Below are 22,341 nucleotides of genomic sequence, written 5' to 3'. Positions count from 1 at the left end.
ACGCGCCGTTGGCTCCCTGACGGTAGGCACGGGCGCTCATCGCCCCCGGGGACGGATGCCCGTCCGTCCCCGACTCCAGTCTCATTCCCGAGGGAAGGGCCTCAGTCTTCGCCCCGAGAGTCCCCCGGCAGCTCGTTCTTCCAAAATCGCTTGGTCTTCACGCCGCCGCCGCGCGCGAGGGCGAGCGCCAGCTTCGCCCGCTTCTCCGGAGCAAGCTCCTTGGCCAGCGCCTGGTACATCTCCCGGTCCAGCGCGGCGATGCGCTCGCGCGCCTCGAACGCACGCTGCGCGGCGGCGTCCACCTGGGCCAGCGCCGCGCTGTCGCCCCGCGCCGCCTGATGCAGCGTGCGAGCCGCGTCGCGAACCTGCTCCCGCAGAGGCCGCCGCTTCTCGTCGAAGCGGCGCAACGTCTCTTCCATCTTCAGCGCCTGCGCGTTGTCCAGCTCCAGCGCGTCCGACAGCGTCAGCACCTGCCGCAGCCGCATCCGCTTCTCCGCGCGCTCCATCCGCTCGGCCTCGCGAGGCTGCTGCTCCGCGCCCTCCCTGTTGCCGGGCCGGGCCAGCGCCAGCCAGGGCACCAGCACCACCGTCACCGCCACCCACGACTTGCGAGTCATCGTCTTCACAGCGTCTCCCCCAGCAGCGCTTCCTCGTCCCAGCTCTCGACGTCGTCGAGCGCTTCCTCGTCTTCCCACTCGGAGCTGGCCTCCAGCGGCTCCAGCCCCGCCCAGGCCTCGAAGTCCGCCAGCGCCCGCGCTTCCACCGCGCGCTCCTCGGACGGCATCTCCTGGGGCTCCGGCGGGGTGTTCCAGTCCCAGGGGCGCGGGATGCCTGGCACCAGGACCATCACCGCCACCGCCGCGGCCGCCGCCACCAACGAGCCCACGGTGCGTCGTCGCAGCGCCTGGCTCATGCGCTCCCGCTTCCATGTGTCCAGCGCGCGCTGGGGCAGCGCTTCCTGCGCGTGCTTCTCCGCCGCCGTCGGCGCGGGCAACGTCAAGAGCGACAGGACCTCCACCGACGCGGCGAAGGCCTCGCGGCACCCCGCGCACGACTCCAGATGTTGGAGCAGGGCCACGGTCTCCGACGCCTCCAGAGCCCCCGCGGCGTGGAGATCCACCCGCGCTTCCTGGTCAGGGCATGCAGCCATCAACGCATCTCCTCGGGCTCGCCCACCCGCGCCTTCAGGCGCTTCACCGCATGGTGGAACTGCACCTTCGCATTGTTCTCGGTGATGCCGAGCGTCTCGGCGATGTCCTTGAACGCCAACCCGGCGTCCACGCGCAGCGTCAACACCTCGCGCTGACGTCTCGGCAGCGTCAGCACCGCCTCGCGCACCTCGCGTGCTCTCTCCGCCCGCTCCAGGCCGTCCTGCGCGGACTCGCCAGGGGCCTCCGCCACCTCGTCGTTCGCGGCCTCCACCAGCACCGGCCGCCACCGCTGGCCGTGCCGCGCGTGGTTCTTCGCCAGGTTGAGGGCGATGCGCACCAGCCACGCGCGGAACGGCGCCGGGCCCACGGGCGTGAAGCGCGCGAACACCCGGCGAGAGGCCTCCAGCGCGCGCAGGAAGGCGGCCTGCGTCAGGTCCGCCGCGTCCTCGGGCCGGGTCGTGTAGCGGCGCACCAGCGAGAAGACGAGCGCCCGGTGCCGCGTCACCAGCACCTCGAAGGCCGCCTCCTCGCCGTCCAGGAAGACACGACAGAGCACCTCGTCCGGCGCCCGCTCCAGGGCCAGCCGGCGAGACGGCATCGCCACCACCCGGCCGCCTGTCTCCCTGATGCTCACGACGCCTTCAACCCCCGAGCCGTCCCCAGGTTATTTTTCGACGCGTTTCCGCCATCGCATCAATTCAGGAATCTCAGGAAATGACAGCTATTTGGCCGACACTCGGTTGTGACGTCGGGTTGCCCTGTTCGCTCGGCCGCTGTCAGAATGGCCGCGGTTGGTGCAACCCACGGACTTCTCATGGTTCTGGAAGGCTCGGGCTCTCGCATCAAGGGGGGCGTGCTCATATCCCGATTGAACATGCTGCGCCGGCACGGCGGGCAGGTTCGGGTGGACGAGGTCCTCGGGCGGCTGCCCCCGTCGGACCAGGCATTGCTTCGCAAGTCGATATTGCCGGTGGCCTGGTATCCGCTGGAGCTGAACCTGCGGCTGGACTCGGCCATCGCGGAGGTGCTGTCGCCGGATGACGAGGGCCGGGCCTTCATCGACATGGGCCGCGCGTCCGCGGACGAGTCGCTCCACGGTCCGCAGCATGCCTTCGTGAGGGCGGGGGACCCACACTTCCTGTTGAGCCAGGCGGCGCGCATCTACCGGTTCTATTACGCGGTGGGCTCGCGCACGTACGACTGGACGGGGCCCCGGTCCGCGGTGCTGCGCACCTTCAGCGCGGAGAACGTCACGGAGGCCGACTGCCTCACCATCATCGGCTGGCACGAGCGAGCCATCGAGCTGTCGGGCGGTCAGTCGCCGCGAATCACCCACCCGATGTGCCGCGCCCGGGGCGCATCCCATTGCGAGTACTACTGCCTCTGGGACTGAAGCCCGGGGTTCAGGCTGCCGTGTCGTAGGCGACGGAGAGCGGGGTGGACTCGAGGTAGCGCAGGACGTCATCCAGGTGGCGGTACACGCGCACCTCGTGGCGGATGATGTCCTCGATGCGGCCGTCGGGGCCGATGATGAACGTGACGCGGCGGTCCACCCGGAGCACCGGCCAGAGCACGTCATAGGCCCGGCTGATGACCCGGTCCGGGTCTCCGAGCAGGGAGAAGTGGATGTCTTCCTTCTCCGCGAAGGCGCACTGGGTGCGCTGGGTGTCCACGGAGACGCCCACCAGCTCCGCGCCCAGCTCCTGGAGGCGGTGGTGGTTGTCTCTGAACGCCCGGTTCTCGATGGTGCAGCCGAGCGTGAAGGCCTTGGGAAAGAAGAACAGGACGACCCTGCGGCCCCGGAGCGCGGACAGGCTCAGGGGCGCGCCATGGCAGTCCGTGGCGGAGAAGTCCGGCGCGAGGTCTCCAATGGCGAGCATTCCGACGGCTCCCTTTCTGGTGGCCGCGACGGTCCACCGGTACCACGTTTTCCGCGCGAGTCCGGGGACGTATTCCCCACCGGACGCCACCCGTTCTCCCCTCGACTGCGGGACTGTGTCCTTCCCAAGTCCCGGGGAGGGGCGCGTCCTGCATCGCATGGTTGGAGTCACCGGGGTGTTAAGTAATGTTGAGCGCCGCGCCAGGGGGTGGAGCCGTCAACGCACCCGGCGACACCCGGTGCGGCGCTCACACCCCCCTCACTCCCGCGGAACGTAAGCCAGGCCGTCAGGGGCTTCAGCGAAACCCATGGGGGTTGAACAGGGGCTGTCTGTTCTGCTGGCAGTCGATGGTCTGCTGGATGAGGTTCGGATGGCGGAACGGGAGCAGGTTCATGCCCGGCGCGGCGAGTCCATCCGCCTCCAATTTGCTCTGGAGGAACTCGAGGCTCTCCTTGGGGGTGACTTGCGACTGGCAGGACTCGTCCAGGTAGACCTTGGGGTCGGGAAGGTAGTGGCCGGAGGCGGAGTCCGCCTGGGTGACCTGGCCTCCTTTCGCCAGCAGTATGCCCGCCGCATACACGTCGCCCCCTGACGCCAGATAGCTGTGGGGCACGGCGTTGTTCGTGTTGGCATCAGTCCCCGTGTAGGAGATGGCCACCCGCCCATCCTTCGCGCGGTGGGAATAGGCGTAGTAGCCGTCCTGGGCCAGGTCGTTCGGGCCCGACAGGAAGCTCACCCCGGGAATCTCGGTCGGGTCTTCGGGATAGCTCCACCTCCCCGTGGCGAATGCATTCAGCCAATCCTTCCAGACGCCATGATTGGACCAGGTCTTCGGCGCAACGGGGGCGTCGGCCATATCGCACGTGGGAAGAGGCATGGGCAGGAAGCTGTCCATGAGGCCGGGGACCTTGCACACGTCCTGCCGCAGGCCGGTCATGTTCGTCAGCGCGTTCGGCGGGCCACTGGGGCCCATGGGGAGCGACATCGCATTCGCCTTGGGCAGGATGTTCTCCACCGCGCTCTGGGCCGCGAGGAACATGGTGCCGTACTTCAACACCTTCCACGCGAGCCCACCCCAGCCTCCCGAGTCCTGCTGCGTGTCCTCGTCATCAAGGTCCTCCTGCGGCCCCACCGGGTAGTCCGTCCCCTCCCGGGCATTCAGCTGCTGGGTCAGCAGGTCCGCGGCGTCTTCGTAGTACTCGAACTCCTGGTCCTCCCCCATGGCCGCGAGCTGCTGCTTCATCTCGGGCCAGTAGCGGTCGGGAATGCCTTTGTCCCAGAGGAACTCCTCCACCGTCTTCCAGGCCTCGTCGACGCTCTCCGTGACGTCACCACTGGTGATGCGCATGCGCTGGACGACGGGGGCCCGTGGTGGGCCGCGCTGCAGCGCCGCCACCCTGGGGCTCGTGTTCAGCAATTGCTGGTAGCCGGACACGCGCTGGACCGGAGGGCTCTGATTGGCGCGTTGCTGGCATTGCGCGAGCCCCCGCTCCGCGCTCGTGTGGACTCCCTCCCCGCTCACGGTGCGCGAGGGATGGGCCATGCCGTGCATCTCAGAGGGGGCTGCATAGGCCGTCGCGCGCATGGGCTCAGCTCCTGTGGGCTGTCCCAAGAATAGACGCGGGGCTCGCCTCGGAAACAGTTGCTGGCGAGTCCTCCCACTCGAAGGGACTCCCCGCGTCGGGCCCCCTACCCGTGGAGTCGAGAGAGATGGGGATGGATGTGATGCGGAAAGCCCTGTCATGGAAAGCCGCTACAGCGCGGGCGCGCGCCGCGTGGATGGGATTCAAGGCGCTGTCCGGGGATGTCGGGTCGTCAACGGTGCAGCCACGCCATGTCACTGGGTTGAGAGGATATGGTGCTCAAGGGTTGTCTGGAATTCGTGATGGGATTGCCCTGGATGGCGGGGTGTCTGTTTTGTGGAGTGCGTTGTGATAGTCCTTGGGCGCGCCAATCCAGGCGTGACCGGCGTACCGGGAGGTTGCACATGGAACATTCGAACCGTGATGAAATCCTTGCGCAGACCCTGATGGAGATGCAGAGCGCGGAGCCCGAGGGCTTCGAGAGCTCCGGACTGAACCCCTGCAACCTGAGCGACTCCAACGCCGAGCACACCATCGGCATGTGGTCGATCTGGACCACCGAGCAGAACAACTAGTCGCACCGCGCGACTTCGCGGGCACCTGCCCCAGGCGCTGGTGGTGGCCTGGGGCAGGCGTAAAGGCCGGGCGGGACGTCTGGCGCGGTGTTCATGCGCAAGGCCCCGAGCTTCAAACCATGGGCAATCTCAACCTGCTGCCGCAGCACATCCGGGGAGTCGCGAGATGAGCAAAGTGGACGAGCGAGTCTGGGCCGGCATCGATGTCCTGCTTGATGATTACGCGCGCCTCATGCCGGAGGACCAGGTCCTCGTGGCCTACACGCCCGAGAGTCGCGAGTCCGCCGCGTGGATTGCCACCGTCTTGCGGATGCGTGGGATGGAGGCCGCCTTGTTGGGGATGCGGCCCAAGCCCTTCCCGGACGAGACCTTCCCTCAGCGCCTGGACGCGGCGTTGCCGCCTGCCGAGAGCCTCAAGGGCAAGCTGGTCATCATCACCGTCGAGCGCGACTCGATGTCGCACATGATGACCTTCCGCAACGCCCTGGCGCGCTACGATTTGGACAAGTGGCTGGCGGTGCGCATCATCAACGCCTCCCAGGACTTCTTCCTCAAGGCGCTGAACGTCAGGTCTGGGATGTTGTCGGAGCTCAACGCGGGCTTGCTGGACCGGTTCATGAAGGCGCGTGAGCTGAAGGTGAAGACTCCATCGGGAACGGACCTGCGCATCGGGCTCGACTCGGAGCGGTACCGGTGGATCAGCAACCGGGGCGTGTGGCGTCCTGGGAGCTTCGTCATCCTGCCCGCGGGAGAGGTGGCCACCTTTCCGGGCACCGTGGACGGTGTCCTGGTCGCCGACGGGGCCTTCAACATCAATGCCTTGACGCAGGTCGATGCGCGTCTGGCGAAGAATCCCATCCGCATCCGGATTCAGGACGGCCATGCCGTCGACTACGAGTGTGACAGCCCCGAAGTGAGCCGCCTGGTGGAGGCGGTCTTCGCCCAGCCCAACTCCAGACGGGTGGGGGAGGTGGGGTTCGGGACGAACGGAGGGCTGGGGGAGTTCATCTCCATGAACTCTCACATCAACGAACGTCATCCGGGCGTGCACCTGGGTTTTGGCCAGCACAACCAGAGCATCCATGTCCTGGACTACTACTCGCCCATCCACATGGACCTCATCTCCCCGGGAGGGCAGGTGTGGGTGGATGACGACCAGGTGCCGTTGGACCTGCTGAATCTCAAACCCTCGCAGGTGCCTCACCCCAAGCTGGTCTTCAACGAGGACATCGACGGGAACTGCTGCGGGTTGACCGGCGACGAGGAGATGCGGGAGGTGTGTCCGCTGCCGGATCGCCTGAAGGCCTCCACGCGGACCCAGCGGGCGGGATGAGCCCGGGCCCTCCGCCCGGTCTCTGGCGCAACGCCACCTTCCTGCGGCTGTGGGCGGCGCAGACCGTCACGTTGACGGGCTCGGCGGTGACCAAGGTGGCGCTGCCGCTCGTCGCGGTGACCATCCTGAACCTCACGCCCCAGCAGATGGGGTTGCTGATGGCCGTGGAGATTGCGCCGACCCTGCTGCTGCGGCTCCCCGCCGCGGCGTGGGCCGATGCGAGCTCGCGTCAGGTGCCCGTCCTGGTGGCGTGCAGCCTGACGAGCAGCCTGCTCATCGCCTCCATTCCGTTGCTCTGGTGGATGGGCCTGTTGAGCTTCGGGTTGCTCCTGGGGATGGCTTTCTGTCTGACCTCGGTGAGCGCCATCGGCGGGATGTTCGCCGCGCCCATCCTCCCCGCGGTGGTGGGGGATGGGCAGTTGGTGGAGGCCAATGGCCGGTTCAGCGTGACGCGCAACCTGGCGGACGTCTCGGGGCGCAGCCTGGGGGGCCTGCTCGTCTCCGTGCTCTCGGCGCCCGTGGCGCTGCTCGTGGACGCGGCCTCCTTCGCGGTGGCCGCGCTGCTGACCGTGGCCGTGCGGGTCCCCCGCAAGCCGCAGCATGTCCCGGCGAGGAACACGGCGAGCCTGAAGGGGCTCACCCTGGGATTCTCGCTGCTGCTCCAGCGGCCCTTCCTGGGCCTGGGGCTCGTCATCGTCGGGTATCTCTGCCTGGCCAATGGCGTGGTCTCCGCGCTGCTGGTCCTCTTCATGTCCGGGGACCTGGGCATGTCGCCGTCGCTCATCGGCCCCATCGTCGGGGTGGGCTCCGTGGGGGGCATCGTCGCCAGCCTTCTCGTGGGGACCTTCCACCGGCGCCTGGGAGCGCAGTGGACCGTGGCGGTGGCCGTGGCCCTGCTCACTGGCTCGTTCGCGCTGCTGCCGCTGGCCCGGCCTGGGGCGCTGGGACTGGTGGCGTGCCTGAACTACGAGTTGATGGGCAGCTTCGGCGCCTCGCTCCTGCTCATCACGCTCTTCGCGGAGGTCCCCCGACAGGTGCCCTCCAACGCGCTCGCCCGGGTCATGGCCGTCATCAGCCTGATGCCCGAGGTCTCGACGATGCTGGGCGCGCTCCTGGGCGGAACGCTGGGGACGTCGCTGGGCATCCCCCGGGCCTTCGCGGTGAGCTTCGCCTTTGCCCTGCTATCGGGGACCGCGCTGGGGCTGGGGCTCGCGTGGCGCCGTCGCCTGTTGCTCAAGCGCCAGGCCATGGTGGGAGGTTAGGACCCTGACGGCTCAAACGTACACGCTGGACAATGGGCTCACCGTCGTCTTCGAGCGACGAGACACCGCACGCGCTGTCGCCTTCCAGGTCTGGGTCCGGGCCGGCAGCGCGGACGAGCGGCCCGACCAACTGGGCCTGGCCCACCTGCATGAGCACATGCTCTTCAAGGGGACATCGCGTCGGGCACCCGGGGATATCGCTCGCACGGTGGAGGCCCATGGTGGGCAGATCAACGCCTGGACGAGCTACGACCAGACCGTCTTCCATGTCGTCATCGCCAGTCGGTTCGCCCGGCTGGGGCTGGACATCCTCTCGGACGCGGTGCGTGGCTCCTCGTTCGACGCGGGAGAGCTGGCGCGAGAAATCGAGGTGGTGTGCGAGGAGATCAAACGCAACGAGGACCTCCCCGCGCGGCGGGCCTCGCGGCAGTTGTTCGCCGCCGCCTACCCCCAGCATCCCTACGGACGCCCCGTGATTGGCACGGCCGCGAGCGTGCGCGACTTCACCCGGGAGCGGGTGCTCGAGTTCTACGCGCGGCACTACACCCCGCGAAACCTGGTGCTCAGTCTCGCGGGCGACTTCGACGAGTCGCGGCTGCGCGAATGGGTGGACGAACTCCTTGGCGGTGACTGGGGGCAGCACCACTCGGGGCCGCTGCGGCGTCCCGCCGAGCCGGAGCGCACCGCGCCGCGGATATGTCTGCGAGAAGATGGCGCGAAGGAGGCATGGCTGCATCTGGGCTTCTCCATCCCGGACGTCGCGCATCCGGACGTGCCGGCGCTGGACGTGCTGGCGCTGCTGACGGGGCAGGGAGAGCGCTCGCGGGTCATCCGGGAATGCAAACGCAGACAGGGCCTCGTCAGGGCGCTGGAGTCCTCGTCCTATACTCCCTTGGACCCCGGGCTCTTCTCCCTCCGGTTCACGCTCGCGCCGAACCAGGTCGCGGAGGCGGTGGAGGAGGAGCTGCGGGTGCTGGCCCGGCTGCGCGCGGAGCCGGTGCCCGCCGAGGAGCTGGCGATGTTGCAGGCCCACTTCGAGGCGCGGGCCGTGCAACAGCGCGAGGAGGTGCAGGAGCTGGCGCGGCGGCTGGGCTACTACCAGTTCATGCTGGGCGGCCTGGAGGCGGAGGCGCGCTACCACGAGGCCATCGCTCGGCTCACTCCGGAGCGATTGCACGAGGTGGCGGAGCGCTACCTGCGCCTCGACCGGGCTGTCCTTACGGGGCTGCTCCCCCAGGGCTGCGACTTCTCCACCGAAAGGGCGGAGGCGATGTTGATGCACGCCGCGCATGACGGTGTGTCACGGGGGCGCGCGCCAGCCTCGGTGCGTGGAGGGCCCGCGCCGCTGCCTCGGCTCGTGAGGCGCAAGACGACCGAGACGGCTCGAGGGCTGGTGGAGTCGCGACTGCCTTCGGGGGCACGGGTGTTGGTGCTGGAGTCGCGCGCGGTGCCGCTCGTCGCGATGCGAGCCTGCTTCGCGGGCGGCGTGCGTTACGAGACCGCGGAGACCAACGGGCTCACCACGTTGCTGGGTCGCTGCCTCACGCGTGGCACGGCCACTCGCGACGCACAGGAGATTATGCGGCGGGTCACCGCCATGGCGGGCTCGCTCCAGGGGGCCCATGGACGCAACCTGGTGGAGCTTCGCGGCGAGTTCCTGTCACGCCACTTCCAGCCCGCGTTTCGTCTCTTCGCGGACTGCCTGCGCGCCCCGCTGTTCTCCGAGAGTGAGGTGGCTCGCGAACGCGGGAACTTGTCCAGGGAGCTGGGCGCTCGCGATGGCAAGCCCGAGGGCCGGGTGTTCGATGTCCTCGCGAGCACGCTCTACCGCACGCATCCCTACCGGTTGCCGGTGTCAGGGGAGAGCCGTGCGGTGGCGCGACTGGGCCCCGAGTCGCTGCGCGCCTGGCACGCGGCCTACATGAACCCCGCGCAGATGGTGCTGAGCGTGGTGGGGGACGTGCGCGCGGAGGAGGTGCTGGAGCGGGCGCATGAGCTGTTCGGCGACGCCTCGGGCGCGCTGGCCGCACCGCCCCCTGTGGCGCCGGAGCCGCTTCCGGAGTCGCCTCGCGAGCACAGGCAGGTGCTCGCGCGCTCCTTGACCCATCTGGCGCTGGGCTTCCAGGGGGCACGGGTGACCGATTCGTGGCGCCACGCCTTGAAGGTGCTCAGCACGCTGCTCGCGGGGCAGGGCGGGCGATTGTTCCGCGAGCTGCGTGACAAACGCGCCATGGCCTACAGCGTGAACAGCTACAGCATGGAAGGCGTGGACCCTGGCTACCTCGCCATCTACATGGGGACGAGCCCGGAGAAGGTGACAGCGGCGCTGGTGGCCATCCGCTCCGAGCTGGAGCGGGTGAGGGACGAACGGGTGAGCGAAGAGGAACTGGAGCGGGCGCGCCAGCACCTCATCGGCACGCATGAGCTGGGGCTGCAGCGCAACGCCGCTCGTGCGGCGATGCTGGCGATGGATGGGTGTCTCGGGGTCGGACAGGAGAACTTCCAGCACTACGCGCAGCGGGTCTCCGAGGTGACGGCCGACCACGTGCGTGACGTGGCCCGGCGGGTCATCGACTTCGAACGCAGCGCCCTGGCGGTCGTCGGTCCCTGACGGGGGAAGGCCCTCGCGGCTCCATCTCCATCATTGCGTGAGCATGAGCAGCGTGGCGCCGGCTTCCACCCGCGCCCACGGCTGGACGTTCTGCTCCACCGTGGGAAAGGGGCGCCCCGGCTCGGCGACGAAGAGCACCTTGGGGAAGACATTCACCAGCGTCTCCTGACCCTTCCCGTCTCCATCCGAGAAGAACACCGAGAACCAGGGCATGGAGGTCATCGCGTCGTAATAGGTGCGCTTCGCGGGCGGCGGCATGAACCAGTCCAGGGGCAGCTCCACCTCGATGGCCTCCGGGGAGGTCCACCGAATCGTCGGCGGTGGCGTGTCCTTTTTCTTGGGAGGCTTGAACCACGTGGCCACGGGCACCCCCAACGCGTTGCGCGCGACCCCCAGCTCCACCGGTCGATTCTCCATGCGCTTGGTGGTGCCCCACTCCGACCATCGCAGCTCGAGGTGGTCCGCCGCGAGGATGGCCTTGGGACTGGCATCTGCGGCAACGACTGTCTTGTCATCCTTCAGCCGGACACTGACCACCATCAGGTCGCCCCGGCGACGCAGGCTCACCGTCAGGTCCGCATCCTCGAGTCCCTTCCAGTTCTTCTGGCCCCAGGTGACCTTTCCCGGAGTCGGAAGCACCGTCGACTCCAGGTCCGTCACCACCTGCGCCGGGCCTTCCCACCGGGTCTCATTCCCCTCGGGGTCCTGTTCCTCCGAGGTCGGCGCCGTGTAGTTGTAGGTCTGGGCGCGCTGGGTCAGCAGGTCCATGCGGTTCGAACTGGAATATGTCGTCACGTGGCTCGCCACGAGCAACGGGCCATTCCGGTCGAAGCGCAGCGACACCGATGACGAACTTCTCATCCCGGTTCGTGGCAGCAGTAGGACCGGTTTGCCCGTGTTTGACGCTTCCGGGGTGGGGGACGGGCAGCCCAGTTCGACGTCCAATCCCACGCCTGTGTTCATCGCGAAGCGCTCTCCGCTGGCCAGCCCCACCAGCGTGACCGGGGCTCCATCCCCGCGCCTCGTTTCGTCGCTTTTCACCAGGGAATAGCAGACCACCTCGTCCTCGCGCCCATCACCGTCGAGGTCCACCTGGTATCGCGTCAGGACCTTTGGCTGCTCCTCCTTCGCTCGCGCGTCGAACCAGCTCGAGAAGGCGGCAGGCGCAGGCTCGGCGCGTGCGGCTGCGGGTGGCACGGAGTGAAGGGTGACAAGCACGGGCAGCCACGGGGCGAAGGCCATGACCCCTCACTGAACCCCGGGAGATACATGCACGCAAGGGCAGACCTCGACGCGGAGCGAGTCCACTCCGAGGAGACGACGAGTCCCATCCCCTCTGCGCACGGAGCCCGAGCCGAAACTGGACGTGGCGCTCGCTCTCCATCGGCATCGGGGCGACAGTCACCAGGCCCCTTGTTATTCCGAGGACTTGCCGAGGGCACCTGGATGAAATCGCCGCCGTGTCGATCTCCCGGAAGGCCGTTCGTCGCGAGGGTAGAGGCAGCGCCCCCGGGGCGGTCCAGGAGCCTTGCCACCAAACCTGAAGTGACACCGAGGAGGACTACGCCATGGGAACGGGAACGACGCTGAACGCAGAGGTCACCGGAGCGGGCCAGGACACGAAGTCGTTTGCTCGCCACCTTCCAACCGTTGCGAGGGTCCTGTTGGGGCTCCTCTTCTTCGTCTTCGGGCTGAACGGCTTCCTGAACTTCATCCCGCCGCCTTCCGAGCCCATTCCCGAAGGCGCCATGGCGCTCAGCATCGCGCTCATGAAGTCGGGTTACATGATGCCGCTCATCAAGGGCACCGAGGTGCTCGTGGGCTTGCTGCTGCTGACGAACCGCTTCGTGCCGCTGGCGCTGGCCCTCCTCGCGCCCGTCGTCGTCAACATCGTCGCATTCCATGCCTTCCTCGCCCCGACCGGCATCGGGATGACCGTCGTCGTCCTGGCCCTCCACCTCTATCTGGCCTGGGCATACCGGGCGACCTACCGCTCCATGCTCGTCGCGCGGGCGGTGCCCGGCGCGAAGTGAGCGTTGCGGCGCGGGGAGCCACTCACCCCTATGCCGCGGAGACGCTGGTGTAACCACCATCCACGGTGAGCACGCTCCCCATCATGTAGCGAGAGGACTCCGAGGCGAGCAGCAACAGGGGCCCATCCAGCTCCTCGAAGTGGCCGGTGCGTCGCTGGGGGATGCGCTCCACCATGGTTGCGAAGTGCCTCCCCAGTCCGTGCGAGGCTCCCGTGATGAAACCCACCTTGCCCGCGATATCGAAGTGTCCCACTGCCATTCACTCCTCTTTCCAGACATCACGAGTCGGTTGAAGCCCGTGGGGGCTCGCGGTTCGTGTCCCGGTGTCTGCCATCAGAGGTTGAACGAATGGCACTGCCCCGCGCAAGGGAAGCCGCGGAGACAGTAGAGGTGGAAGGGTTTCACAATCAGGCCGCCGCACTGTTCCCTTCACGGCCTCGCTGTGGAGGATAAATCCTCGCGCACATTTCGCGCCTCGGTGACTGTCATCACCCCGGTGTGCTGACGGAGGAGGGACTCCCAGGTGGCTTCACGCCCACCCGGGAGTCTGCCCTTTCCTCGTCAGGGCGCCCTGTCGAAGTGGGCCTCCAACTTCACGTCTGCGTAGGCCGGGCGGGCCACGAGCATGAGGTAGTAATAGCCTCCGGTCGCGGGTGAGGCGATTTCCACCGACTCGTCATTGCCCGGAAGGTAGGGCCGGTAGTCGTACACCGTTGTCGTGGGCCACGTGCCGGCGCGGGCGTACAGGTCCGCGTTGCCGGTGCCGCCGCTTGCCTTGAGGCGCAGGTTGCTCGCTCCGGGGGGCACGTAGAGATAGAAGTAGTGCACGCTGCCGGTGGAGGCGAGCGGGCCCCGATAGCAGCCGTTGTCCAGTCCCATGGGGTTGGAAGCCGTGCAGGGCGGAGTGGGGCCGGGTCCGGAGCCGGGTGGGATGCAGATGCTCGGGTCCGTGGCTGTCGCGACGCAGTCGATCCACTCGTGGAACTCCACGTCGTTCGCCGTGCCCAATGCGTCCAGGGACTGGCGATAGGTGCTGTAGTTGCCCGCGCGGAACTGTTCGACGAAGATGTCCACCTGGTCTGAGTGGCGCTCGAACATGAAGCGCGTCGCCAGATAGCCCCACGAGTACACGCGGTCGGTGCTGCTGTTGTAGTCATTGCGGAGGATCTGGCTGAGCTGGAAGGTCTTGCCCCGGCCCAGCGCCACCGCGCTGGCATTGTCGTTTTTCTTGGAGATGTACTCAGCCAGGCCTTCGATCCACCAGACGGTGGGCTGGCTGATGCTCGTGGTGAAGTCGCCCTTCATGTTGAAGCGGCCGTCCAGGTAGTGGATGTATTCGTGCCGCAGGTTCCAGATTTCAAAGGCGGGCCGCAGCCACTCCGCCTCGTAGGCGATGAAGCGGGCCTGATTGCCGGAGGCGGCGGGGTTTCCCTCCAGGTACATGCCGCCATTGTTGGTGTTGATGCCGAACAACACGCCGCCGTACGTCTGGAAGTCGAACCGACTGTCGAAGACGACCATCTCCAGGGACGTGTTGTTGTCGCTCGCCACGGGCACGCGGTGGGTCTTCAGCGTGTCGTGGAAGGAGGACTCCTGCGTGGCGACCTGGTCACAGCTCTGCGTGAGCTGTGGGGCCGTCATGTCCTGCACGCGCATGCGCAGCGTGGGGCCACACGTATGGGTGATGCCGAGCACCGTCTGCTCCAGCGTCCGCCGGAAGTCGCAGACACCGTAGTAGGCGCAGTTGGCTCCATCGTAGAACTCGACCATCTCCGCCGAGCCCACCCAGAGGCCCGCGGTGGGGCCCGTCATCGAGTGGTTGTCGATGACCGCCTTCACCAGGGGGCGCGTCTTGTTCTGGAGGGTTCCGGAGTGCTGGACGAAGCGAGCCATCTCTCGCGCCGCGTTGACGGTGAGGTACTGGTTGGACGTGGCCAGCAGGTGCTCGGTGCGGGTGATGAAGGAGTCGAGCGAGTCGATGAGGGACATGTCCGCCCGCACGGCCGCGACGAAGTCCGTGTTGAATTGCCCCCGGTAGATGCCGTTGAAGACGCTGTTGGTGGCGCCGCGCATGTATGTGGAGGCCACGGTGGTGTCATTGAAGCGGTCCAGCAGGCCCCGGAGGGTGCCCAGGTGCCAGGCGGTCTCTCCCGCGCTGTCGATGAGGGTGACGAACTCCTGCAGCACCGCGCCGTGCGCGTCGTTGTTGTCCGTGAAGTGGCTGTTGGCGACGAAGGCCGCGAGCGCCGGGCGGATGGCGTTGCGCAGCGTGGTGCCGTAGCTGCCCACCGAGCCCGACTGGTAGAACTGCACGTAGTAGCCGGCGCGCAGGAACAGGATGAGCTGGAGCGTCTGGGCGGTGTTGTTGCCCACGTACTGTTGGGCGTTGACCGTGAGCGCATTGGCGACGGTGACCATCTTGCTCTCGGCGAAGACCTGGCCGGCCTGCGTTCCCGTGACACCGAACAGCGTGTTGAGACACTCCGCCGTGGAGCCCTTCACCAGCGTGACGAGCCCGGTGCCACTGGCCGATGCGAAGGCCGCCGTGTCACAGGCGACCAGCAGGGCCCGCGAAAGTGCGACAGGAATATGCTCCCGGTGCAGTTCCTCGGGGGAGACATCCGGCTCACGCTGGTCGGGCCGGATGCGTTGATGGGTGTGTTCCAGCCCGTGGGACTTCCAGGAAGACTCGGCGGGCGGGGGACTCCTCGGGCGGGCGAGTGCCCCCGTCGAGAAGAGGGTGAGCGTGACAGCGAAGGCGATGGGACTGCGATACCAATCCGTGACAGGACAGCGCATGGACTCATGCTCCTGGGTGATAGGGCCTGCTGCGCGGAGTCAGCCGTTCCGGCCGACTCGGGTCGTGCTGGTGAAGTCGCGATAAAGTAGTATTAGCAGTCAGGCCTGACAGTGGGGCGGGCTGCCGCGGGCCGGGTCCGGGAGGGCGCGCTCCGATGGGCGCCCACGCTGGTCCCAGGGCGCGGAACCGAGGACGCCGTCCTCTCCAGGGGCTACTTCACTGAGAGTCCAGGTCGACCTTGTCGTTTCCCTGAGCTTTCGCGATGATGGATGCAGGGAAAGCCTGATTTCGTGGAGGGTGCGTCATGTCCGAGGAAAGACACACACGAGATATCGAAAACAAGCTCGACCACCACACCGCGGGTGGCACGGAAGGCGGGAAGTGTCTGAATCGACACGAGTCCCGCAAGCCGAACAACTCCTGCAGCCACATCTGGCAGGCCACGAAGAAGGCCCAGAGTGACGACGGGCTGTATAACTGGCCTCGCTACAAGGACATGCCGGGCACAATCCAGGTCTTCTTCCAGGGGCGCGAGGCGGAAGCCGGCAAGCCCCAGAAGGGAGATTGGGACGTCAAGGCCGGGAACTTCGACACCCACTGCGACGTGCCCTACTTCCACGAGGCGCATCACGTCATCCCGAATTCGACCCTGAGCACCACCATCAGCGACTACCTGGGCAACCCGGATGAAGGGGGCTCGCCGGAGCTGGTCACGGTGGTCCGGGGTGGGCTGCTCACCGCGGGCTACAATCTCAACCATATGGACAACATGATCATGCTCCCCCTCGACGCGACCGTCGCGCGGGTCATGCGCCTGCCCCGACACCGGACGCTGCCCAAGATGTATCACGGTGTCTACAGTGATCATGTCAAGAGCGAGCTGAAGGCGCTGCTCGCCGACAACCTCGAGGACCTGGTCGATCACGAGGCCCCCAAGTACAAGGACTTCAAGGACAAGCTCATTGCCCTGTCCAATCGCCTCTATGGCTCCATCAAGCAGGCCGGCGAGGACGGGGTGGACGCGCTCGACCATATGGCGAAGGAACTTTTCAAGCAGCAGAGCGCCAGTTGAGACACGGTGGTGCTCACCCCGGAGGGAAGTGAATGAAGTATTTCCTGTTGTCGACGGTCGGAGACCTCAACGACTGCGATCTTTGCCTGATTGATGATCCTCCCAAGGGGATTGGCCTGCGCCGTTTCCTGATGACCAAGGGCCGGCCAGCCAAGGCTTTCTACCCCGCGGAGGCCAAGATCTTCCTGCGCGAAGAGAACCCAGGCATCAAGCTCTCTTCCGTGCTGGGGAACACGGAGAACTACCTCATCGCCTCATCCGAGGTGAAGACGGTGTTCGAGCAGCTCTGCGCGGGCTGCGATATCGAATATCTCCCCTTCGACTTGTATGACCACCGCGAGCGGCTCTACAGCAAGGATTACTTCATCATCAATCCCATCGGTGCGCTGGACTGTCTCGACGAGCAGGCCAGTGGCGTTACCTATGGTGAAGAGGGGAGTGTCATCGACATCGCGGAGTTCGTGCTGGATGACAAGAAGGTGGGGCAGGCCGCCGCGCTGTTCCGGATCGACAAGAAGCCCAGCAAATATGTCGTGGATGAGCGCTTCGTCCAGGCCGTCGAGGCGCGGGGGTTCACCAACGTCCTGCTGACACCGCTCCGCTTGTCGGGACAGGGCTGACGGCCCGGGGGCGGCCTGGGAGGCATGCGTGGTGCTCTCGATTACAGGACTGGGAATGGTCACCAGCGTGGGGCTGGACGTCGTCCAGGCCTGCGCGTCGCTCCGGGCGGGCCTCACGCGGCCCCGGCAACTCGTCTACTTCCCCGTCCTCGACGAGGAGAGTCAGGAGCGCGTGCCGGTGATGGGCCATCCCATCCAAGGCTTCACCGACGGGTTCGGGCCCGTGGGCAGGTGGATTCGACTCGCGCGAGGAGGGGTGGACGACCTGCTGTCGCTCGGGCAGGTGCCGGGTCGCGAGGACTCGGACTTCTGGCGGCGGACGGGACTCATCTGGGTGGGGCCTGTCTTGGATGAGTCCCGCTTCATGGAGGCACGCCAGCTGAGGCCCGACGTGTTGACGAGTACCTTCTGCCTGCAACTGAAGAAGGCCCTGGAGCTTCCGCTCGTCAGCGACTGTCACGCCATCCACCAGGGACACGCGGGCATGGCGGCGGCGCTCCAGTATGCCTCGCGGCAGCTGTCCCGCTCCGCCGTCGAGCGCTTCCTCATCGTGGCCATGGACTCCTATCTGGACATGCTCAGCCTGGAGTGGCTGCAGTCCCACCGGAGGTTGAAGTCTCCTGACGTGCCGGTCGGCCTGATGCCGGGCGAGGCCGCGGCATGCATCCTGGTGGAGTCCCCCCTGTCCGCGCGCAGGAGGGGCATCACGCCCCAGGCCTCCGTGAGCGCCGTCTCGGTGGGACAGGAGCACGACCCGTTCGTGACCCAGCGGCCGAGGGTCGGGCAGGTGCTGGCGGACACCATCGTCGACGTGCTCACGAAGGCGCCGGGGCCCACGGGCGCCTTCCAGGGAGACATCATCAGCGACCTCAATGGCGAGGTCTGGCGGGCGTCGGAATGGGGCCACGCACGTGTGAGGCTCGGCGACCGGTTGGATGAGTCTCATCGCCTGGTCATCTCCGGCACCTCCCTGGGGGATACCGGCGCCGCGAGTGGTGCCGTGGCCCTCTGCGTGGCGGTCCGGTCATTTCTTCGCAAGTACGCGTCCAGTTCCCGAAGCCTGGTGGTATCCAGCTCGGAGCATGGCTGGGTCGGTGCATTCGTCGTCAGCGCGGAGGCCTGAGCCGCATGTCTTCCAAGTTCCTCCAGGTGTTTGTCAGCAATGCCCGGTCCGACAACGCGGAGTTGTTGAAGGCCCTGGATGCGAAGGCGAGTCTTCAGCAGGTCTTGACCTTCTGCGAGAACTATCGGATTCGCGGGATTGGTCGCTTCCTCCTCTACGGTGATGCGGAGGCGCTGCATGCGTGCCTCTACAAGAGTGGCCGCGCCTACCTGTCGCTCATGGAGAAGGTGCCAGAGTCCCAGTGGGTGACGAGCCGCTCGGCGCCGTTCTTCGACGCCCTGGCCGCTCAGGACCTCGATGGCGCCCGGGAGATTGCCAGACGCGCCAGACGCACCTGGCAACAAGGGATGGAATACAAAGAGGACTTTCTCTACGTCCATTTCCTGATGAGTCGTTTCTTCCTCGGGGAGACGGATGCGCGGTTGGTGGAACTCCTGGCGGATTACGAGCAGGTGCTGCAGGGCTCGGAGGACCTCCGCCTCCCGCTCTGCCACGCCCTCCTGAAGGGAGATGGGGAAGAAGTGGCGCGGGGATTGGAGACGTTCCTTGTCGCGGAGCGGGCCCGTCAGGACCGCCTCCTGCAGCGGGAGAAGATCTCCGAGGAGCGCTGGGCCACGGTCGCGCAGGTGTCGGTCGAGGGACTGGCGTTGATGACGCTGGCTGAACATGCGGGGCTGCCCCTGGTGGGCGAGTTTCCATTCGTGCCCTCCCTGGCGCGTGCGAGTGGCAGGCCGCGGCTGCCAGTGGATTCGTGGCGCAGCCTCGATTGAGCGCCGTCCGTGGAGGGGTATTCCTCGCGCGAAAGCATCTCCACCGGAGCCGACGGGCCCGGAGACGACACGGGCCCGTCCGCGCTCCACTCGCTCTAGAAGCAATCCCCACAGGCGTAGTCGCCCGTAGGGCCCGCGTCGTAGAACTCCGTGCCCGACTGACAATACAGATGCAGGACGTTGTAGTGCCCGGGCCCGCCGTAGTTGCAGGGAGGCGCGTGGGCCGCCAGTCGCTTGCAGGCCCAGAGATAGACATCCGTGTAACCCGTGGGACAGCTTGGCGCGAGCGACTGCTCCTGTGAGGAATCAGCGGGTGCTGACTCCTCCGCCGCCACGCCACCGCAGCCCATCACCAGACTCGCCACCAGGAACGAGACACCCCTCAAAGGCACTCTTCGCACGTGACCTCCCGGAGAAGCATTCATGTCTGTACGGCGCCAGCATGATAGCGAATTCCGCGAAGAACATCCGACGGCGAGGAACGCCGCTGAGGGGCGTGTGTAGGCGCGGAGGTGATGAGGAGTGCCACTGATGGAGCTGTCGGAGCTGAGTGGCAGGCCGGGCGGAGGGACTGCTCCGCCCGGCGGCGAGTCAGACGGCTAGCAGTTCTGGACGCACGCCGAAACGCTCGAGGACGGGCGGCTCGTCGCGCTGCTCCCGCAGACGTACTGCTCGGTGCCGCACTCCTGGCGGTACTTCTGGGTGCCAGCCTGGTACTGCTTGCAGGCCCAGAACTTCCATCGGTACGTGCCGCCAGTGCAGGCGGGGTCCGAGTAGCCGCCCGCGCCCCAGTCACGACAATTGTTCTGGAACGTGCCCATGGCACACGCCCGTTGCTCCACGTCATCCACGACGACTTCTGCTTCTCGCGGCTCGGTCTCCGCGCCGCCGCAAGCGCTCACGCATGCCACCACCGCCCCCAGGAACAACGAACGCACGAAGTGCTTCGACATGGTTCGACTCCATCGGTTGTGTGTCAGCTCGCCGTCCACCGGGTGTCTGCCCTGGCGAAGCCAGTCGCGTCCGGCGAGTGGGCGCCTTATCCCAGACGTCTTCATCCGCCAGGGATTAAGCGGAATTAAGTCCGATTAAGGCCCGGTCCGCCGCGGGTCTCCGCGCCGCCGCGGGTGACAGGGCTTCACGCGTCGCTGCTGACCGTTCCCGGCCGAAGTGCTATCCGCCGGGTGTGTCCTTCGAGCGAATGACGTCGTCCCGGCTGGCCCGGGCCATGGGGGTGACGCGGGTGGCGCGCGTCACCGGGCTGGACCGCACGGGTGTGGAGGTGGCGTGCGCGGTGCGCCCGGGCGGGCACGTGCTCCAGGTGTGCAACGGCAAGGGGCTCACCCCGGACGAGGCCGCGTGGGGCGCGCTGTTCGAGACCGCGGAGCTGTGGGCGGCGGAGACGGTGGTGCCAGGGCGGCTCACCTGGGGTTCTCGCGCCGAACTGGAGGGCCGGCTCGGGACGCTGTGGGGCGCGGACTCGCTGGGCTCGGCCGGTGCGCTCGTGGAACCCCGCCTGTGGGCAGACGGGGTGCGGTGTGCGTGGCGCGAGGCGACGGAGCTGGGCTCGGGCCAGGCGGTCTGGGTGCCCGCCCAAGGTGTCCATGTGACGCCCCCGGGAGGCCCCTCGCTGGGGCCGGTGGCGGCGGCATGGACGAGCAACGGCTCCGGCGCGCATCCGGAGGCGGCGCGAGCGCTGCTGCACGCGCTGCTGGAGGCCACTGAAAGAGATCAGCTCGCTCGGGTGTTTCCGGAGGGGTGGACCGAGGAGACCGTGCGGGGACGCATGCTGCGGACGGCGGAGCTGGAGAAGGCCGTGCCTCGGACGGCGGCGCTGGCCGAGCGTCTGAGGGAGCGTGGCTTCGCGGTGTACCTGTTCGATGCCACGCCATCCGCGCGCACGCCGGGCGCGGTGGGCCTGCCCGTGGGCGCGGCGGTCCTGGTGGACCAGGAGGACGGGCCCGTGCCGCTCACGGCGGGATATGCGTGCGCACTGGAGCGTGACACCGCGCTGTTGAAGGCCTTGCTGGAGGCGGCGCAGTCGCGCCTGACGGACATCCACGGCGCGCGCGAGGACGTGGCGTCGGTGGACCGACAGGCGGCTCGGGACTTCGCGGAGGCCTGCGCGGGAGTGCGCGCGCGGCGACGGGCCGGAGAGCTGCCGGACCTGGGCGCGGTGGCCAGGGGGCCGGCCGACGTGGCCGTGCGGCGGGTGCTGACGCGGTTGAAGCGCGCGGGGTTTGCTCGCGTGGCCTCGGTGGAGCTGGACGCGCCCGTGCCCGGCTTGCACGTGCGGCGGGTGGTGGTGCCGGGCATGCTCATCTCGGAGCTCCTATGAAGCGGCGCGCGGAGGAACTGGTGGTCTTCCTGGGGCCCTCGCTGCCCGCGGAGGAGGCGCGGAAGCTGGCCCCCTGTGTGGTGTTGCCCCCGGCCCGACAGGGCGATGTGTGGCGCGCGCTCGGTGCCAGGCCCCGTGCGATAGCGCTGGTGGATGGCGTCTTCGAGGCGCAGCCGTCGGTGTGGCACCACGAGCTGCTGGCCGCGCTGGAGGCAGGGGTGGCCGTCTTCGGCGGCTCCAGCATGGGCGCGCTGCGCGCGGTGGAGCTGGCGCCCCATGGCATGGTGGGCGTCGGGCGCATCTTCGAGTGGTATCGCGACGGCGTGATTTCCGACGACGCGGAGGTGGCGCTGCTGCACGCGGACTCGGAGCACGGCTGGAGGCCGCTCACCGTGCCGCTCGTCAACGTCCGGCATGTCGCGGAGCGGGCTCGGGAAGCGGGCGTGCTGAATGCGCGCCTGGCCCGGGGCCTGGTGGACGTGGCGAGCGCGTTCTTCTACCAGGAGCGCACGTGGTCCCGGTTGATGGAGCGCGCGCGGGAAGGGTGGTCGGAGGCCACGCGGGACGCCTGGGAGCGCTGGTTCTCGAAGGGCGTGGAGGACTTGAAGCGACAGGACGCGCGCGCCTGCATCCTGGCCGCCGCGCAGTGGGTGGCCTCGCGAGCACCCTCCGTGCCGGGGACCCGGCGGTCTCCCTCGTCCCTGGTGCGGCGGCGACGCCTGGTGGAGGACGTGACCCGGCTCCCCGACGCCGTCGTGCCCTCGGGGCAGGTGCTGGAGGTGCTGAGTCAGGCCCCCGACGCGCGGGCGCTGGCGGAGGCGGGGCTGCGACGGGCGCTGCTCGCGGGTTGGGCCCGGACGATGGGGCTGTCACCCACGGCCGACGAGGTGGCGGAGGCGGAGGCCGGGTGGTGGCGCGAGCGTGCGGTGCCGGTGCGCAAGCGCGACGCGTGGCTGGTCTCGAATGGCCTGGATGCGGAGGGGCTGCGGGCGCTGTGCGAGGAGCTGGCGCTGGAGCGGCTGGTCCTGACGCAGTCGACGCGGCTGCTTCCGGATGGCCCGTCCTGGGAGGAGGCGCTGGCCTCCGAGTCCCGGCTGCGCGGGCGCTGGGCGGAGGCCGCGCTCACGGTGGCCGCGAGCGACGAGGTGGACGCGCTCGAGCACGACTCGGACTGAGCGGGGAGGATGGCC

22 protein-coding genes are annotated in these 22,341 nt (G+C 67.8%); 12 read left to right on the top strand and 10 right to left on the bottom strand.

The features are described from left to right. Window positions 1–101 precede the first annotated feature (101 nt). From HUA74_RS29715 to HUA74_RS29705, 3 genes are read right to left on the bottom strand one after another with little or no spacing between them, the layout of a single operon-like run. Window positions 102–617: a hypothetical protein gene (locus tag HUA74_RS29715; protein ID WP_174457299.1), complete on the bottom strand. Its 516-nt coding sequence runs from the start codon at window positions 615–617 to the stop codon at window positions 102–104. Between the two features lie 5 nt (window positions 618–622). Beyond that, a complete protein-coding gene (locus HUA74_RS29710; protein WP_174457237.1) occupies window positions 623–1,150 on the bottom strand; it encodes a zf-HC2 domain-containing protein in 528 nt (175 codons plus the stop codon). Next, window positions 1,150–1,785, bottom strand: coding sequence for an RNA polymerase sigma factor (locus tag HUA74_RS29705; protein WP_141642574.1), 636 nt, complete (start codon window positions 1,783–1,785; stop codon window positions 1,150–1,152). The genes HUA74_RS29710 and HUA74_RS29705 overlap by 1 nt, the downstream gene beginning before the upstream one ends. A 180-nt stretch (window positions 1,786–1,965) precedes the next feature. Between HUA74_RS29705 and HUA74_RS29700 the strand changes: the two genes are divergently transcribed. Further along, complete coding sequence (locus HUA74_RS29700; protein ID WP_174457236.1) at window positions 1,966–2,544, top strand: TIGR02265 family protein; 579 nt, start codon at window positions 1,966–1,968, stop codon at window positions 2,542–2,544. A 10-nt stretch (window positions 2,545–2,554) separates the two neighbouring features. On the opposite strand, the gene HUA74_RS29695 is transcribed toward HUA74_RS29700, so the two are convergent. Beyond that, window positions 2,555–3,031, bottom strand: a complete 477-nt coding sequence (locus tag HUA74_RS29695; protein WP_141642576.1) for a peroxiredoxin — start codon at window positions 3,029–3,031, stop codon at window positions 2,555–2,557. Window positions 3,032–3,326: 295 nt separating this feature from the next. Beyond that, window positions 3,327–4,616 (bottom strand): hypothetical protein, encoded by a 1,290-nt coding sequence (locus tag HUA74_RS29690; protein ID WP_174457235.1) that lies wholly within the window; start codon window positions 4,614–4,616, stop codon window positions 3,327–3,329. Between the two features lie 402 nt (window positions 4,617–5,018). Here HUA74_RS29690 and HUA74_RS29685 point away from each other — a divergent pair, with 402 nt between their 5' ends. The 4 genes from HUA74_RS29685 to HUA74_RS29670 all read left to right on the top strand — a co-directional run bounded on the left by HUA74_RS29685 (window position 5,019) and on the right by HUA74_RS29670 (window position 10,395). Then, window positions 5,019–5,189: a hypothetical protein gene (locus tag HUA74_RS29685; protein WP_174457234.1), complete on the top strand. Its 171-nt coding sequence runs from the start codon at window positions 5,019–5,021 to the stop codon at window positions 5,187–5,189. Between the two features lie 166 nt (window positions 5,190–5,355). Next, complete coding sequence (locus HUA74_RS29680; RefSeq protein ID WP_174457233.1) at window positions 5,356–6,522, top strand: aminopeptidase; 1,167 nt, start codon at window positions 5,356–5,358, stop codon at window positions 6,520–6,522. Continuing rightward, a complete protein-coding gene (locus HUA74_RS29675) occupies window positions 6,519–7,784 on the top strand; it encodes an MFS transporter (RefSeq protein ID WP_174457232.1) in 1,266 nt (421 codons plus the stop codon). Before HUA74_RS29680 ends, HUA74_RS29675 begins: the two co-directional genes overlap by 4 nt. A gap of 4 nt (window positions 7,785–7,788) precedes the next feature. Continuing rightward, window positions 7,789–10,395: a pitrilysin family protein gene (locus HUA74_RS29670; protein ID WP_174457297.1), complete on the top strand. Its 2,607-nt coding sequence runs from the start codon at window positions 7,789–7,791 to the stop codon at window positions 10,393–10,395. A 30-nt stretch (window positions 10,396–10,425) separates the two neighbouring features. Here HUA74_RS29670 and HUA74_RS29665 read toward each other — a convergent pair whose 3' ends face one another. Continuing rightward, window positions 10,426–11,256 (bottom strand): hypothetical protein, encoded by an 831-nt coding sequence (locus HUA74_RS29665; protein WP_254625297.1) that lies wholly within the window; start codon window positions 11,254–11,256, stop codon window positions 10,426–10,428. 707 nt (window positions 11,257–11,963) lie between these two features. Here HUA74_RS29665 and HUA74_RS29660 point away from each other — a divergent pair. Beyond that, window positions 11,964–12,428 (top strand): DoxX family membrane protein, encoded by a 465-nt coding sequence (locus tag HUA74_RS29660; RefSeq protein WP_174457230.1) that lies wholly within the window; start codon window positions 11,964–11,966, stop codon window positions 12,426–12,428. A gap of 28 nt (window positions 12,429–12,456) precedes the next feature. Here HUA74_RS29660 and HUA74_RS29655 read toward each other — a convergent pair whose 3' ends face one another. Both HUA74_RS29655 and HUA74_RS29650 read right to left on the bottom strand, forming a co-directional pair. Next, entirely contained in the window at window positions 12,457–12,687 is a 231-nt protein-coding gene (locus tag HUA74_RS29655) for an SDR family oxidoreductase (RefSeq protein ID WP_174457229.1), read from the bottom strand. Between the two features lie 302 nt (window positions 12,688–12,989). Continuing rightward, the gene (locus tag HUA74_RS29650) at window positions 12,990–15,227 is read right to left on the bottom strand and encodes a M9 family metallopeptidase (protein WP_174457228.1); all 2,238 of its coding nucleotides are present in this window, start codon (window positions 15,225–15,227) and stop codon (window positions 12,990–12,992) included. A 305-nt stretch (window positions 15,228–15,532) separates the two neighbouring features. On the opposite strand from HUA74_RS29650, the gene HUA74_RS29645 reads away from it, so the two are divergent. From HUA74_RS29645 to HUA74_RS29630, 4 genes are read left to right on the top strand one after another with little or no spacing between them, the layout of a single operon-like run. Continuing rightward, complete coding sequence (locus HUA74_RS29645; protein ID WP_141648387.1) at window positions 15,533–16,300, top strand: AHH domain-containing protein; 768 nt, start codon at window positions 15,533–15,535, stop codon at window positions 16,298–16,300. Window positions 16,301–16,332: 32 nt separating this feature from the next. Beyond that, window positions 16,333–16,920, top strand: coding sequence for an imm11 family protein (locus tag HUA74_RS29640; RefSeq protein WP_174457227.1), 588 nt, complete (start codon window positions 16,333–16,335; stop codon window positions 16,918–16,920). Window positions 16,921–16,948: 28 nt separating this feature from the next. Continuing rightward, window positions 16,949–18,043, top strand: a complete 1,095-nt coding sequence (locus tag HUA74_RS29635; RefSeq protein WP_174457226.1) for a hypothetical protein — start codon at window positions 16,949–16,951, stop codon at window positions 18,041–18,043. Window positions 18,044–18,048: 5 nt separating this feature from the next. Next, entirely contained in the window at window positions 18,049–18,813 is a 765-nt protein-coding gene (locus HUA74_RS29630; RefSeq protein ID WP_174457225.1) for an Imm49 family immunity protein, read from the top strand. A 95-nt stretch (window positions 18,814–18,908) separates the two neighbouring features. Here HUA74_RS29630 and HUA74_RS29625 read toward each other — a convergent pair whose 3' ends face one another. Both HUA74_RS29625 and HUA74_RS29620 read right to left on the bottom strand, forming a co-directional pair. After that, window positions 18,909–19,214: a hypothetical protein gene (locus HUA74_RS29625; protein ID WP_246137682.1), complete on the bottom strand. Its 306-nt coding sequence runs from the start codon at window positions 19,212–19,214 to the stop codon at window positions 18,909–18,911. A gap of 198 nt (window positions 19,215–19,412) precedes the next feature. Next, on the bottom strand, window positions 19,413–19,766 hold the full coding sequence (locus HUA74_RS29620) for a hypothetical protein (protein WP_174457224.1): 354 nt from the start codon (window positions 19,764–19,766) through the stop codon (window positions 19,413–19,415). A 248-nt stretch (window positions 19,767–20,014) separates the two neighbouring features. On the opposite strand from HUA74_RS29620, the gene HUA74_RS29615 reads away from it, so the two are divergent. Together HUA74_RS29615 and HUA74_RS29610 are read left to right on the top strand one after the other, a co-directional pair. Then, window positions 20,015–21,151: a YcaO-like family protein gene (locus tag HUA74_RS29615; protein WP_254614379.1), complete on the top strand. Its 1,137-nt coding sequence runs from the start codon at window positions 20,015–20,017 to the stop codon at window positions 21,149–21,151. Next, on the top strand, window positions 21,148–22,326 hold the full coding sequence (locus HUA74_RS29610; protein WP_141647577.1) for a TfuA-like protein: 1,179 nt from the start codon (window positions 21,148–21,150) through the stop codon (window positions 22,324–22,326). The genes HUA74_RS29615 and HUA74_RS29610 overlap by 4 nt, the downstream gene beginning before the upstream one ends. The last annotated feature ends 15 nt before the right edge of the window (window positions 22,327–22,341 follow it).

Origin of the sequence: Myxococcus sp. CA051A, assembly GCF_013336705.1 — a bacterium.
GTDB lineage: Bacteria > Myxococcota > Myxococcia > Myxococcales > Myxococcaceae > Myxococcus > Myxococcus llanfairpwllgwyngyllgogerychwyrndrobwllllantysiliogogogochensis.
The sequence above is the reverse complement of the archived record's forward strand: the minus strand, read 5'-3'. Positions and strand labels throughout refer to the sequence as shown.

Coding starts and splice junctions, on each gene's coding strand:
- HUA74_RS29715 (WP_174457299.1), bottom strand. CDS start 617: ATGACTCGCAAGTCGTGGGTGGCGGTGACGGTGGTGCTGGTGCCCTGG.
- HUA74_RS29710 (WP_174457237.1), bottom strand. CDS start 1,150: ATGGCTGCATGCCCTGACCAGGAAGCGCGGGTGGATCTCCACGCCGCG.
- HUA74_RS29700 (WP_174457236.1), top strand. CDS start 1,966: ATGGTTCTGGAAGGCTCGGGCTCTCGCATCAAGGGGGGCGTGCTCATA.
- HUA74_RS29695 (WP_141642576.1), bottom strand. CDS start 3,031: ATGCTCGCCATTGGAGACCTCGCGCCGGACTTCTCCGCCACGGACTGC.
- HUA74_RS29690 (WP_174457235.1), bottom strand. CDS start 4,616: ATGCGCGCGACGGCCTATGCAGCCCCCTCTGAGATGCACGGCATGGCC.
- HUA74_RS29685 (WP_174457234.1), top strand. CDS start 5,019: ATGGAACATTCGAACCGTGATGAAATCCTTGCGCAGACCCTGATGGAG.
- HUA74_RS29680 (WP_174457233.1), top strand. CDS start 5,356: ATGAGCAAAGTGGACGAGCGAGTCTGGGCCGGCATCGATGTCCTGCTT.
- HUA74_RS29675 (WP_174457232.1), top strand. CDS start 6,519: ATGAGCCCGGGCCCTCCGCCCGGTCTCTGGCGCAACGCCACCTTCCTG.
- HUA74_RS29665 (WP_254625297.1), bottom strand. CDS start 11,256: ATGAGAAGTTCGTCATCGGTGTCGCTGCGCTTCGACCGGAATGGCCCG.
- HUA74_RS29660 (WP_174457230.1), top strand. CDS start 11,964: ATGGGAACGGGAACGACGCTGAACGCAGAGGTCACCGGAGCGGGCCAG.
- HUA74_RS29655 (WP_174457229.1), bottom strand. CDS start 12,687: ATGGCAGTGGGACACTTCGATATCGCGGGCAAGGTGGGTTTCATCACG.
- HUA74_RS29650 (WP_174457228.1), bottom strand. CDS start 15,227: ATGCGCTGTCCTGTCACGGATTGGTATCGCAGTCCCATCGCCTTCGCT.
- HUA74_RS29645 (WP_141648387.1), top strand. CDS start 15,533: ATGTCCGAGGAAAGACACACACGAGATATCGAAAACAAGCTCGACCAC.
- HUA74_RS29640 (WP_174457227.1), top strand. CDS start 16,333: ATGAAGTATTTCCTGTTGTCGACGGTCGGAGACCTCAACGACTGCGAT.
- HUA74_RS29630 (WP_174457225.1), top strand. CDS start 18,049: ATGTCTTCCAAGTTCCTCCAGGTGTTTGTCAGCAATGCCCGGTCCGAC.
- HUA74_RS29620 (WP_174457224.1), bottom strand. CDS start 19,766: ATGTCGAAGCACTTCGTGCGTTCGTTGTTCCTGGGGGCGGTGGTGGCA.
- HUA74_RS29615 (WP_254614379.1), top strand. CDS start 20,015: ATGACGTCGTCCCGGCTGGCCCGGGCCATGGGGGTGACGCGGGTGGCG.
- HUA74_RS29610 (WP_141647577.1), top strand. CDS start 21,148: ATGAAGCGGCGCGCGGAGGAACTGGTGGTCTTCCTGGGGCCCTCGCTG.